Source organism: Bacillus sp. BF2-3, assembly GCF_008368795.1.
Classification (GTDB): Bacteria; Bacillota; Bacilli; order Bacillales; family Bacillaceae_G; genus Bacillus_A; species Bacillus_A cereus.
Genome location: NZ_QOSA01000001.1, coordinates 71,707 through 84,206 on the forward strand (window position 1 = coordinate 71,707; position 12,500 = coordinate 84,206).

Below are 12,500 nucleotides of genomic sequence, written 5' to 3' on the forward strand. Positions count from 1 at the left end.
GTGTAAGTGGGGTGTGAACCGAAACGTGATTGTGGGTGTTGCCAAAATAGTATATGTGAGTTTTTACAGAGTCTAGAACCGTATACAAAAGTTGAAAGTATCATAATAGCAGGAAACGAAATTGCTGTATCTTATTTTCTTTCATTTAATAAGAAAACAGGTATCGTATCATTCGTACAAGAAGACAATGAGGTTATATTTGTCGATTGTTCAAAGATTGATGCAATTCGAATAGGGAAAGTATGTAGTTGCAAAACAAAAGTTAAATATATTGAAGAGGACTTTAGCTTGCTAGGAAATGTTTGCCCGCATTGTTTAACGGAGGGGAGTACAATCTTTTTCGATTTTAACAATCCTGAATTAAATGTGTCTTTCCAAGCAACAACAATTAATCCACCTAGATGTACTGAATTTACAGATGATCTCGGGAATGTAGTAAAGCAAATTACTATAGTAGGTGAGGCGAGAGTTTCTAGAGATTTTGTTCAAGTACCTGAACTGGTGATGCCGAAATAGAAGAGATGAAAAAAATGATAGAGGATGACGTTAACACGTACAAATCAGTTGTTAAATTGACTAAAGTATATAAGAACGGTGAGACGGAATCTTTTATTTATAAAAATGAGTTATAACACATGTATTTAAATGCACCCTCAAACTATTGTTGAGGGTTGTTACATAATTAATTATGTTGGTCCTTCAAACCGTTTGTTAACGGGTAAGAAATATATTTATTGTTGACTTATTTTATATGTTGATCATTTCATAGTTAGTAGATGTTATAATCATTTTATGTTTACTGATATTTTATAAATATTCGAAGTTTTAATTTAATAGTCAATTGCTTTTATGATGAACAGGTGGGTATGTATATGAATACGAATTATGGAGCGCTCATGAAAATGTTAAGAGTAGTTGATTCTAAAGAAGGCGGGAATGTAAATGATATATGAAGCGAATATACATACAAGAAAAAAACTAGTTTCTATGTTTGAGGATTTCAATAACGTTGTTTTACTTTCTTATTTACAAGGGCATATGGGTACTGCTTGGGTAAATGATCTTGAAAATCCAAAAGTAGCACAAGTTACGGTAGGGATTTTTACATTTTACGCTGGAGACCCAAATACGAAAGAAACAGAAGAGTTATTACGTAATATTCCAGAAAGAATTTTAGTTATCGTAAATAGTGAAGAGTGGAAACAACGCTTAGAAACATTCCATGAAAGAAAAATAGATAAGTTTTTACGTTATAAATTCAAACGAAATCCAGAAGTTTTTAATCGTTCAAAATTAAAATCTTTTATATCAGCACTTCCAAAAGAATATGAGTTAAGAAGAATAGACGAGCATATCGCAAATAGCCCTACATTACATAAGATATCTGAAGATTTCACAAGTCAATTTCATTCGGTAGAAGATTATATAAACCGTGGTATAGGTTATAGCATTTTATATAACGAAGAAGTTGTATGCGGTGCATCCTCGTATAGTATTTATAATGATGGGATTGAAATTGAAGTTGCGACTGATCACAATCATAGAAGAGAGGGCTTGGCAACTGTAGTAAGTGCAGCTCTTATATTGGATTGCTTAGAAAATGGAAAGTATCCAAACTGGGACGCAGCGAATACTACATCTGCTAAACTAGCAGAAAAGTTAGGATATGAATTTGATAAGGCATATGATACTTATTTTGTGGATAATAGATGAGTGAAGGAGTTACATACTAAAAAATAAATGCGCCCTAGTACGTAAGTCTAGGGCGCATTTATTAGTTGGTAAATATCTTCATAACAATCATATCATATTTTATCTTTTGAATGTTTGGAATTAAAGATATTTATGTGACTTTTTGAAAAAATAAAAGAGCAGCTAGCAAAAGCCAACTGCTCCTCTCCAAGGGGAAATGGAGAAGTACAATCATCTTATCTATAGTATTGACGGAACATAGAGTTTTAATCAAAGCCCGATTGGTGAGGGATTTGATTAAAACTCCCACTGATTAAAGTTTCACTTTATTACATTTACAATTTAAATAGTAGAACGTGTTTATCGTAGTTCTCCAAACACCAATTATATTTTTTTAGAATAATTGGATGGACTGCTTCTGTCGTAGTATCGACTTCAGTATATCCATATTTCTTATAAAAGTTTTCTAATTCCTCAAAAGGAAGACAATATACATTTTGTATTTGTGATTTTTTCGCAGTTTCTACTAAAAATGAAACAAGCTCACCAGCTAATTGAAGCCCTCTAAATTGAGGCAGAATAAAAATCCCGCCCATTTCTAAAGTATCTTCATCTATTTGGACTAATCGGCCAACACCTGCATACTCGTTGTTATATGTAATAATTGCAACTTTATCTCTCTTTAAATCACTTCGTACAAATCCTATTGAGTCATATTGACTATTAATCCATTTTAAATCGTTAGATGTGGCCAATTGAATACTCATATATATCCTCCTTCGGAATACTAGCGCTCTCTTCATTATATAGAACATAAGATACTATATCAAAGGAACCTTGAGGTAGCCTATTTGTTTAAGTTATTAGTTAAAAGTGTGGGGTTGCTGGCATTGAATTGATGGCTTCACCAAACATAGGATAATAATCTTGTGAATTTAGTGTTACATAGTCAAAATAAAAATTAATTCATGCGTTCGGTAACGCATGATGGTTTAAGTGTAGAGAAGATCATAGGGGTATTTTAATTAGTAGCTACTATATTCATTGAAGTTATTAAGGAAATGTCGTAATCCCTAGCCTTAGTGATACAAATCATATTAGGGTTTAGTAAAAAAACTCTTCCTGAAAAAGAGGGGGATTAAAGATAAGAGCACTTCGAAAAGTGCCCTTCAGTAAACGACTACTTATTCTAAAAAGAAAGGATGCAATATATTATATGAAGTTTAGTGTATTTAAGTATGGGTCTTTTATATAAAAGTTTTATTTTGTTCCGAATAAAAAGGCGGTTGTTTCCGCAACCACCTTTCAGTAAAACAAAGCACTTTTTATGAAATAAATTATGGATGGTCCCTAAAAAGGTATAGGATATACCCACATTTTTATAACTAAAGTGACGAACTCAGGTTATAAGGAAGGAACAATTATATTGTATGAAATCTATTCTAGAGTAGTCACAAAGAAAGTTGTCTTCTTATTAGAAGGCAGCTTTTTTTATTAGAAAAAGAAGTAGAAGATTAAGTTACTTGTCCAAACAAATTTTAAAAAAATACATAAAATGCTATTAGTTAGTCAATATTTTAATATTGCTAATTTTTAAGACTAAAAGGGGTGATTTTATGTGTGAATGTGAAGTTTGTAGACGAAAGAAAAATCGGGATCCATTAAACCGGGAGTTTGAGCCGAAAAAACGAGTTCCTGAGCCAAAAAAAGAGGATTGTGAGCCAAAAAAAGAGGATTGTGAGCCAAAAAAAGAGGATTGTGAGCTAAAAAAAGAGGATTGTGAGCCAAAAAAAGAAGATTGCGAATCATTAAATGATTATTCGTTTAGTAAAAATGCAAATTTTTTAGAGGAAGCTATACAAACAGATGAAATCGATCAAATTTCTGAGGAATATATTGAAATAGTTGATTCAGCAGATGTACAAGTTACTACTACAGATACAAAAGCTGCGCTATCTATCCAAGCGGCATTACAAGCAGCTATCGTAGTTGTAGTAAGTATTTCTATAGCAGATAGTGAAAAGGCAGATAAAATAACACAAGAATTATTTCAAAAATCAGCTATTAAACAAATTAATAGACAAAAAACATTTATTAAAAATTCTAGAAACGTAACCGTAACAACTACTGATACAGATATTGCAGTGAATATTCAAATTCTTCTTCAAATTTTATTAGCTTTATTAGTTAAACTAAACATTTTATAAAGTGTCTATCCTATTGATATTTAGCTATAAGTTTTCACTCTAAGTAAATGTTTTTTGTTGTAATACGTGGTACAAGCTTGGACTTTTTATTATGACTGAATTAATATTCAAGATTAATGGTAAAGCAAGTGTGGAAAACTACAAATAAAGATAAAATACATGATTTAACAGTAATGAAACTTATATTTATGTGAAGTGAAGGAAAGCTGTCTTCTTATTAGAAGTCAGCTTTTGATTTTATTAGCAAAAAGAAGTGAAAATAGAAGATTAAGTTACTTGTCCAAGCAATTTTTATTTCATTACATATAATGCTCGTAGATATTTAAAATTTTTATAGAAAATTGATTGGAGTGAATATTGTAAATGGATGATTTAAATAAATTTTCTTCCTTTAAGTTTGATAAGGATCAAAAGAATATAATTATAGACCTTTTACTCTCAGATATTTTTAATAGGCATGGGATAAATGAAGAAAAACTAAAAAATTTATCACCAGAAAAAAAGCAGCAAATTAAAAGTATTGTTTCTGAAATACAATCACAAGTTAATAATTATTTAGATTGAAAGGGGGTGAACACATGGACAAAACATGTCATTCAGATGAAAATAAAAAGTGGAGTGCATTAGATTCCTCAAATCCTCATCCATCTTTTAAAAATGCTAGCGTTTCAGAAGCAGCTGCGCAAGAAAGTAAAACGTATCAAATTTCTGAAGAATCTATTACAATTGTAGATTCCGCAGATGTAGAAGTTACTACTACAGATACAAAAGCTGCTTTATCTATTCAAGCAGCATTACAAGCAGCTATCGTGGTTATAATAAGTATTTCTATAGCAGATAGTGAAAAAGCTGACCGTGTAGCACAAGAATTGTTTCAAAAATCATCTATTAAACAAATTAATAAACAAGAAACTGTTATTAGAAATTCTAGAAATGTTACAGTTACGACTACGGATACAGACATAGCAGTAAATGTTCAAATTCTTCTCCAAATTTTATTAGCTTTACTAGTAAAATTAAATATTTTATAAAATGTTTAACTTGTTTTTATCTAGTGATTCTTACAGGTGAATATTCACTGTTTTAATTATAGTACAGGCTATAAATATTTATCATAACTGGACTAATATTCAACATCACCAAAGTATGAATGTAAACAAACAATTTGATGGAAAATAAAGTTTGGTTATTTTATGAAAATGTAAAAGCCATTTCCTTTATTGGATTTGGCTTTTACATTTTAAACAGTATGAATTTGAAAAGATTATATTAAGATAAAGAATTAAAATATAATGATACAAAATACTTATAAAATTATTCGTGTTTTAGAAAAATAATAAGAAAAAGGTGTTTAAAATAGAATCATTTTCATTAATAGTTCAAGTTTTGAAGAATAGTGCATACAATATAAAGTGTTTTCCTTTCTTCATTTAAGTTTTACGTATATAATTTAAAAGTACTATTTTTATTTTATTATTTTATATTTATAACAGAATAGAGGTTTAAAAATGGGTGTTAAAATCATTACGGATAGTGCGGCGGATTTACCAGTAGAATTGCTGCAAGCATATGATATTGATTTAATTCCACTCCGTGTATATGATGAAGCAGAAACAGAGTATTTAGATGGAGTAACATTAGAGTCAGTTACATTATTGCAAAAAATGAGAGAAGGCGCTGTTTATAGAACGTCATTGCCTTCACTTGAAACGTTCCAAGAAAAATTTGTTTCTTATGCAAAAGAAGGTAATCCTTGTATATATTTAGCTTTTTCATCTGAACTGTCTGGTACATATCAATCATCAGTTGTCATTAAAGAGGAAGTAAAAGAAACATATGCTAACTTAGATTTAGAAATTATTGATACGAAATGTGCTTCGCTTGGTCAAGGTCTTGTCGTTTTAGAAGCTGCTAAAATGGCAAAAGACGGCGCATCAAAAGAAGATATTTTAAAGCGTGTTGATTTTCTAATGAGCCATATGGAACATATCTTCACTGTAGCTGACTTACAGTACTTAGTGAGAGGTGGACGTTTAAGCAAAGTCGCAGGATTTATCGGTGGTTTACTAAACATTAAACCGATCTTAAACGTGGAAGAAGGAAAACTTGTACCACTTGAAAAGGTACGAGGGAAAAAGAAAGTATTAAGCCGTATTGTTGATATTATGGAAGAACGTGGTAAAGACCTTAAAGGTCAAACAATCGGTATGACTCACGGTGACGATTTAGAAACAGCGGAAGCATTAAAATCATTAATTACGGAAAGATTTGGCTGTGAAGTATTTATCGTAAATACAATTGGTGCAGCAATCGGTGCACATACAGGACCTGGCGTTATAACGTTATTTTTCTTAAATGAAGTAGAGTAAAGGATTGATCTTTTGATCAATCCTTTTTTATTTTTTAATCTGTGATAATCGGTCGATATGGTATTGATGAAGATAAAATCTTTGAAGTTTTCCTATATCAAATGCAATCTTGTAGAGGAAGTATTTTTTATATGTGTAATGATACTTAATGGTAGAAGAAAAGAGTATAAATAAGAATATATTTATAGGAATTTAAATATTTGAAGATATCAAAATTTTGCCATTTCATATATAATTGTGTGGGGAGAAATATCTGTAACTATTTGTAAAAATAGGAGGCGGCTATAAAAATGCAAGAAAGTGCTAGATGGGATTTAAATCGCTTGTATTTGAATGAGGATATTCTATTTCCGATTTTGGAGTTGAAAGAGCAATATTTTGTAACAAAAGATGTAGAGATTCTTTCAAAGCTTATACAAGTTATTGAAAAAGCAGAATACTATTTGTACTGTCGATCGGTTGAAGAAAGTGTTCCATCTGACCTTACTAAATTGACCGTGAAAGTGAAGGAACTAAAAAGTGAATTACAGCAAGTAATAAAACATAATGAAGTGGAAACTTCAGATAATACTAAGTTAATAAAAGATGAACTTAATGCGTGGGAAAATATGTACATACAATTACGGGATAGGATAGAAATAGAGCACAATAATAAACTATTATCCTTTGGACAAGCAAATACTATTGCAATGAATAGTGATAATGAAAAGGAAAGATTAGAAGTATTCGAGTCATTAACATGTGCTTTACATAAGGAAAAAGAAATCTTTGCTACTGTATTAAATCAAGTAGGGAGATTGCGTAATGCAAAGAGTAATGAAATAGAAGATAGAGAGATTTTAACACAATCTTTTCATGCGAATGGCATTTCAGAAACTGTATTATTCCAAATGTGGAATGCGACAGAAGAAAACCTTGATAAATTAGTAAGTGCTTTAAACGTGTATAAGAAAGGGAAAGCTTCAATTACATGGCATGCACTTATGACGGTAAAGGAAAGTAATGAGGTCATGATTCCTTTTTCAGTAGCAATACAAAACGTTTATGATGCATGGAAGAATATTGATGAAGAATTAGCAGAATTTGCACGTAATGCGATAGAAAGTGGTTGGGTAGATGCTGAACCGAGAGAGAATAAACCACCAGGCGGGTTTTGTGCTCCATTTTTCAGTGAGAAAGAATCGCGAATTTCCATTCGTTATGATGGGAGTATAAATAGTGTAAGAGTGCTCGCTCATGAATTAGGACATGCTTGGCATTTTTATAATATGAGTTTTGAACAATCTACATCTTTTTTAGATGATTATTTGCCAATGAGTACGGCTGAATCAGCATCTATTTTCTTTGAAACGGTACTCTTAAATTATCTAATTGAAACAACGGATAGTAAAGATACGAAAAAGTCATTACTTAGCTGGAAAATAAGAAATAGTTTTAATTATGTAATGGCAATACGAGCATCGTATCAGTTTGAAAAAACATTTTATGAAAAATGTAAAGAGGGTCCTTTAAGTGCTGATGAAATTGAGAAATTATCTATAATTGCACAAAAAGAAGCTTATGGAAATGCTTTAAGTGAATACCAGCCGTTTGTATGGATGAAATATATTCAATTTTATATAGCAGATGTTCCTTTTTACAATTATCCATACACGTTTGGATATTTAGTAAGTTTTAGCTTATTAGAAATAGCTCAAGAAGGTAAAAGTACTTTTCATTTGAAATATAAAGAGTTCTTACGAGAAACAGGAAAGGCTCCAGTAGAGGAGCTTATGAAAAAACATTTTGAAATAGATATAAGAAATTATGAATTTTGGAATAAAGCTTTTATTCAAATTTCTAAAGACATTGATGAATATTTGCAGCTTATGTAAGGGGAGAGTACAGTGGATCAGCAATTTATAAAAGATATACCTTTTTCAACTTTAGAATATGCAAAAGCTATAAGTTTATTAAAAGGTTGGCTACATGAACAACAAGAGAAACCAAGGTTTGTAGTAACTGCAAATCCTGAAATTGTTATGTCTGCAAAGGAAAATACGGAAAAATCAAAGGAGTTTAAAAAGATGTTACTATCTGCGGATTTAATAACAGCGGATGGGATTGGTGTCATAATTGGCTCGAAAATATTAAAAGGAACTTTGAAAGAACGTGTTACTGGGGCGGATTTAACTCACGATTTAATAAAATATTGTAACGACAATGAATATCGTGTCTTTCTTTTTGGAGCTGTGCCAGAAAGTAATAAAAAGGAAATAGAAAAATTAAATGAGCAGTTCCCAGGAGCACAGTTTAAAGGACAGCATGGCTTTGTAAATGGTGAAGAAATAGAAGAAATAAAAATGAAAATTAAGCAATTCAAGCCGCATTTATTACTTGTAGGACTAGGTTCACCAAAACAAGAAGAGTTCATTTATGAAAACATACAAACATTAAACGTTCCGCTATCTATTGGTATCGGAGGAATGATTGATATAATATCTGGTACTGTAAAAAGAGCACCGAAAATAATGAGGGATACTGGAACTGAATGGCTGTATAGGTTACTCTCACAGCCGAAAAGATTAAAGAGACAACTTGTACTTCCGAAATTTTTATTGTCGGTTATGTCAGAGAGGATTAAAGGGATTAATTAATAAAGGGGACTACATACATGAACAGAATCGGCATTATCGGAGCAATGCAAATTGAAATAGATTTACTTTTAGAAAAGCTAGTAATACAAGAAGAACAGACAATAGCGGGAATGCCATTTTATATTGGAGAATTCATGGGAACAGAAGTAATTATTGCACGTTCTGGTGTAGGGAAAGTAAATGCAGCTGCATGTGCGCAAACATTAATTCATAAATTTAATGTAGACTCTATCATCAATACGGGCGTTGCTGGTGGATTACATCCAGATGTAAAAGTTGGTGATGTAGTTATTTCAACTAATGTTACCCATCATGATGTAAGTAAAAATCAAATGAAAAAATTATTCCCGTTTCAAGAGGAGTTTATTGCAAGTAAGGAATTGATAGAGTTAGCACGTAAAGCATGTAACAGTAATAGTTCAAATATTCAAGCTCACGAAGGAAGAATTGTAAGTGGTGAATGTTTTGTTGAAGATTCAAAGTTAAAGGCAAAATTAATAGACGAATACGCACCTCATTGTACAGAAATGGAAGGTGCAGCAATTGGACATGTTGCCTACATAAATGATATACCGTTTCTTGTTATACGATGTATTTCTGACAGTGCAGATGATGAAGCTCAAGTTTCTTATGATGATTTCGCGAAAACTGCTGCAAATTATTGCTCGGAAATTATTATTGAGATTCTTAAAAATATATCTGGTAAAACTATAGTCCAAAAGGAGAGATAAGAATGTTACAAGCATTAATTTTTGATATGGATGGAACATTATTTCAAACAGATAAAATTTTAGAATTATCGTTAGATGATACTTTTGATCACTTAAGATCACTTCAATTATGGGATACGGTAACACCGATTGAAAAATACCGTGAAATTATGGGTGTGCCGCTACCGAAAGTTTGGGAAGCTTTATTACCGGAACATTCTATTGAAATAAGAGAACAAACAGATGCATATTTTTTAGATAGACTAATTGAAAACATAAAAAGCGGAAAAGGCGCTTTATATCCAAATGTAAAAGAAATATTTACATATATAAAAGAAAATAATTGTTCAATTTACATTGCTAGTAATGGTTTGAAAGGATATTTACGAGCAATCGTAACTTATTATGCTTTAGACAAGTGGGTGACTGAAACGTTTAGTATCGAACAAATACAATCGCTAAATAAAGGTGACTTAGTTAAAAGTATTATGAACAAATATGATATAAAAGAGGCAGCCGTAGTTGGTGACCGGCTATCTGATATAAATGCAGCGAAAGACAACGGTTTACTGGCAATTGGATGCAATTTTGATTTTGCGCAAGAAGATGAACTTGCTCAGGCTGATATAGTAATAGATGATTTAATAGATTTAAAGCGGATACTGCCTGCTGTACAGAGATAAATAAAGTGTGTGCATTTTTTTCGAGTCCTATATGTCTTATTTTATGGAGGGGAATATGCTTAAAAATAATTTTAAAATTAGTAATATTCCTGCGGTTTTGTGGGGAGATAAGAGTGAAAAAATTTTTATTGCAGTACATGGAAATATGTCAAATAAGGAAGATGCAGTTATTCAAATATTAGCTGAAGAAGCCGATCGAAAAGGTTATCAAGTATTAAGCTTTGATTTACCTGAGCATGGAGAAAGAAAGAATGATAACACTCCTTGTAAAGTACAGTTTTGTGTTAATGAATTATCTATAATTATGAACTACGCAAAAGAACATTGGAAAGAAATAAACGTGTTTGCATGTAGTATGGGAGCATATTTTAGCCTTTTAGCTTTTCAAAATGATGTGATAGAAAAGGCATTATTTTTATCACCAGTAGTTAATATGGAACGAATTATAGAAAATATGATGAAATGGTTTAATGTAACACCGGAGCTTTTACAAAAAGAAATGACTATAGAGACACCTATTGGTCAAAAGTTATATTGGGATTATTTATGCTATGTAAAAGAGCATCCTATTAGTACATGGAATACAGATACATATATTATGTACGGAGCTAAGGATGAACTGTGCGAATTTGAAACTATTAACTATTTTACAAAAAAACATTGTTGTGAATTAGAAGTTATGGAGACGGGTGAACATTACCTTCATACTGAAGAACAGTTAAAAATATTTGAACAGTGGTTACACAAGCATATCAATTAACAAATTATAATTTAACTTATACCTGCTAGAGAAGAATGGTGAATTTATAAACTGATATTATATTTGAGAGACATTATAAATGTATATGTATTCATTTAAGTAAACAGGTGCTTTAGTTCAATAAGAATTACACAACTTTAAAGAGCCTTACCACATACTAGATTGTAGCAAGGCTCTTATATTTTCATAATAAAATTAATTAACTGTATTATCGATTTACATATGAAGTGAAGTATATGCATACTATGAATTAAATAAAGTAACAACCATAAAAATGCTCAGAATAAATGATTCTCGAGCATTTTTATGTATTTTCGTACTTAGGGGGAATGGACTTGAAAGATATACATATTCAACAAATAGAAAATTTAATGGAATATGAATTCAGTCATCTCGTTCAAGACAGTGAAGAAGAAGGGTTTAATTTCCTTATAAGACTAATAAATGAATATAAAAACAAAGTAAATGTATTCAATAAAACTGGAGAATGTTTATATGGTATTTTTCAAGGTGATATGTTAATTGGAGTTGGAGGTTTAAATGAGGATCCGTACACAAAAGACAATAAGATTGGGCGGTTAAGGAGATTTTATATTTCAAGGGATTATCGGCGTTTAGGGTTAGGGAACTTATTATTAAACCAACTATTATGTCATGCGGAAAAGTATTTTGAAGTGATTGTTTTACATACTGACACGAAGCAAGGGGATGTGTTTTATACTGCGAATGGATTTGTAAAAGGGGGATTATATAAGGGATCGAGTCACTACAAACTATTATAGAAATTGCTATCCAAAGAATAGCTACGAACAGGTTTTTTGTTGGTAAATCGATATATCTTAAAAATCGCTGATATATGAAGTTGCGATCCTTATATTAAAAACCAACTTTTATAATTTCATTTACTAAATTGTTATTATAAAAAAGAGCACCTTAGCTTTTAAAATTTAGCTTATAAGGTGACTCCTTTTCAGTCAATTACGTTTTAACGTTCATTTGTTTCAATAATAATCTTGGTTTACCTTTTACATAATAAAAATGCGGATTATTTTCATCATCATAAAGCATAATATAAGGCTTTTCATTTAGTGGGAGCAGTATAAGTACTTCGTCTATTGTAGTGTGTAACCATTGATTAGTAATAGAAACTGGCTTAGATAAAGGGATTTTTATCATATAGCCATCTTTTGGAACGACATTTAAGTTTTTAAATGGACCAGTTATTGCTTTAGCGTATTGAACTGCTTCTTTTTGGATTACTGGATCTAAAGATTGTTTTTGAATGACCATTTCTTTTTGACAATCAAATACTTCAATTTGTTGATTTGTATTTGCGAACGCATTTGTTGATAATAGAAATAGAAGAAGAGAAATGACCCCGATTTTTTTTATCATAGTACAACACCTCACCATTACTATCCCCTCAAAAGCTTTAAATATTTT

Annotated in this window: 13 protein-coding genes and 1 pseudogene; 12 read left to right on the plus strand and 2 right to left on the minus strand. The window is 31.0% G+C overall.

Features of this window, described 5'->3' with window-relative positions:
* Window positions 1–6: 6 nt before the first annotated feature.
* Window positions 7–632: pseudogene (locus tag DN401_RS00415) on the plus strand (BC_2878 family exosporium-associated protein).
* Window positions 633–942: 310 nt separating this feature from the next.
* A complete protein-coding gene (locus DN401_RS00420) occupies window positions 943–1,713 on the plus strand; it encodes a GNAT family N-acetyltransferase (protein WP_075677156.1) in 771 nt (256 codons plus the stop codon).
* Between the two features lie 314 nt (window positions 1,714–2,027).
* Here the strand turns inward: DN401_RS00420 and DN401_RS00425 are convergent, their stop codons facing one another.
* On the minus strand, window positions 2,028–2,459 hold the full coding sequence (locus DN401_RS00425; RefSeq protein ID WP_000027166.1) for a GNAT family N-acetyltransferase: 432 nt from the start codon (window positions 2,457–2,459) through the stop codon (window positions 2,028–2,030).
* An 849-nt stretch (window positions 2,460–3,308) separates the two neighbouring features.
* Here DN401_RS00425 and DN401_RS00430 point away from each other — a divergent pair.
* From DN401_RS00430 to DN401_RS00475, 10 genes are all read left to right on the plus strand, one after another.
* Window positions 3,309–3,899, plus strand: a complete 591-nt coding sequence (locus DN401_RS00430) for a spore coat protein (RefSeq protein WP_000333032.1) — start codon at window positions 3,309–3,311, stop codon at window positions 3,897–3,899.
* Between the two features lie 363 nt (window positions 3,900–4,262).
* Window positions 4,263–4,463: a spore coat protein W gene (locus tag DN401_RS00435; protein WP_000342253.1), complete on the plus strand. Its 201-nt coding sequence runs from the start codon at window positions 4,263–4,265 to the stop codon at window positions 4,461–4,463.
* Between the two features lie 14 nt (window positions 4,464–4,477).
* Window positions 4,478–4,930, plus strand: a complete 453-nt coding sequence (locus tag DN401_RS00440; protein WP_000361676.1) for a spore coat protein — start codon at window positions 4,478–4,480, stop codon at window positions 4,928–4,930.
* Window positions 4,931–5,407: 477 nt separating this feature from the next.
* Window positions 5,408–6,268: a DegV family protein gene (locus DN401_RS00445; protein ID WP_000538278.1), complete on the plus strand. Its 861-nt coding sequence runs from the start codon at window positions 5,408–5,410 to the stop codon at window positions 6,266–6,268.
* Between the two features lie 290 nt (window positions 6,269–6,558).
* A complete protein-coding gene (locus DN401_RS00450; RefSeq protein ID WP_001158173.1) occupies window positions 6,559–8,142 on the plus strand; it encodes a M3 family metallopeptidase in 1,584 nt (527 codons plus the stop codon).
* A 12-nt stretch (window positions 8,143–8,154) separates the two neighbouring features.
* Window positions 8,155–8,904, plus strand: coding sequence for a WecB/TagA/CpsF family glycosyltransferase (locus DN401_RS00455; RefSeq protein WP_149287432.1), 750 nt, complete (start codon window positions 8,155–8,157; stop codon window positions 8,902–8,904).
* A gap of 17 nt (window positions 8,905–8,921) precedes the next feature.
* Window positions 8,922–9,635 carry a 5'-methylthioadenosine/adenosylhomocysteine nucleosidase gene (locus DN401_RS00460; RefSeq protein ID WP_001079719.1) on the plus strand — a complete coding sequence of 238 codons (714 nt, stop codon included), beginning with the start codon at window positions 8,922–8,924 and terminating at the stop codon, window positions 9,633–9,635.
* A gap of 2 nt (window positions 9,636–9,637) precedes the next feature.
* The gene (locus DN401_RS00465; protein ID WP_078187705.1) at window positions 9,638–10,297 is read left to right on the plus strand and encodes an HAD hydrolase-like protein; all 660 of its coding nucleotides are present in this window, start codon (window positions 9,638–9,640) and stop codon (window positions 10,295–10,297) included.
* Between the two features lie 55 nt (window positions 10,298–10,352).
* The gene (locus DN401_RS00470) at window positions 10,353–11,057 is read left to right on the plus strand and encodes an alpha/beta hydrolase (RefSeq protein ID WP_000916862.1); all 705 of its coding nucleotides are present in this window, start codon (window positions 10,353–10,355) and stop codon (window positions 11,055–11,057) included.
* 287 nt (window positions 11,058–11,344) lie between these two features.
* Window positions 11,345–11,839 carry a GNAT family N-acetyltransferase gene (locus tag DN401_RS00475; protein WP_121868280.1) on the plus strand — a complete coding sequence of 165 codons (495 nt, stop codon included), beginning with the start codon at window positions 11,345–11,347 and terminating at the stop codon, window positions 11,837–11,839.
* A gap of 196 nt (window positions 11,840–12,035) precedes the next feature.
* Here DN401_RS00475 and DN401_RS00480 read toward each other — a convergent pair whose 3' ends face one another.
* A complete protein-coding gene (locus DN401_RS00480) occupies window positions 12,036–12,452 on the minus strand; it encodes a hypothetical protein (protein ID WP_078421243.1) in 417 nt (138 codons plus the stop codon).
* Window positions 12,453–12,500 lie beyond the last annotated feature (48 nt).

Bases quoted from the DNA above. Each gene is read 5' to 3' on its own strand.
- DN401_RS00420 (WP_075677156.1), top strand. From the start codon at position 943: ATGATATATGAAGCGAATATACATACAAGAAAAAAACTAGTTTCTATG.
- DN401_RS00425 (WP_000027166.1), bottom strand. From the start codon at position 2,459: ATGAGTATTCAATTGGCCACATCTAACGATTTAAAATGGATTAATAGT.
- DN401_RS00430 (WP_000333032.1), top strand. From the start codon at position 3,309: ATGTGTGAATGTGAAGTTTGTAGACGAAAGAAAAATCGGGATCCATTA.
- DN401_RS00435 (WP_000342253.1), top strand. From the start codon at position 4,263: ATGGATGATTTAAATAAATTTTCTTCCTTTAAGTTTGATAAGGATCAA.
- DN401_RS00440 (WP_000361676.1), top strand. From the start codon at position 4,478: ATGGACAAAACATGTCATTCAGATGAAAATAAAAAGTGGAGTGCATTA.
- DN401_RS00445 (WP_000538278.1), top strand. From the start codon at position 5,408: ATGGGTGTTAAAATCATTACGGATAGTGCGGCGGATTTACCAGTAGAA.
- DN401_RS00450 (WP_001158173.1), top strand. From the start codon at position 6,559: ATGCAAGAAAGTGCTAGATGGGATTTAAATCGCTTGTATTTGAATGAG.
- DN401_RS00460 (WP_001079719.1), top strand. From the start codon at position 8,922: ATGAACAGAATCGGCATTATCGGAGCAATGCAAATTGAAATAGATTTA.
- DN401_RS00465 (WP_078187705.1), top strand. From the start codon at position 9,638: ATGTTACAAGCATTAATTTTTGATATGGATGGAACATTATTTCAAACA.
- DN401_RS00470 (WP_000916862.1), top strand. From the start codon at position 10,353: ATGCTTAAAAATAATTTTAAAATTAGTAATATTCCTGCGGTTTTGTGG.
- DN401_RS00475 (WP_121868280.1), top strand. From the start codon at position 11,345: ATGATTCTCGAGCATTTTTATGTATTTTCGTACTTAGGGGGAATGGAC.
- DN401_RS00480 (WP_078421243.1), bottom strand. From the start codon at position 12,452: ATGATAAAAAAAATCGGGGTCATTTCTCTTCTTCTATTTCTATTATCA.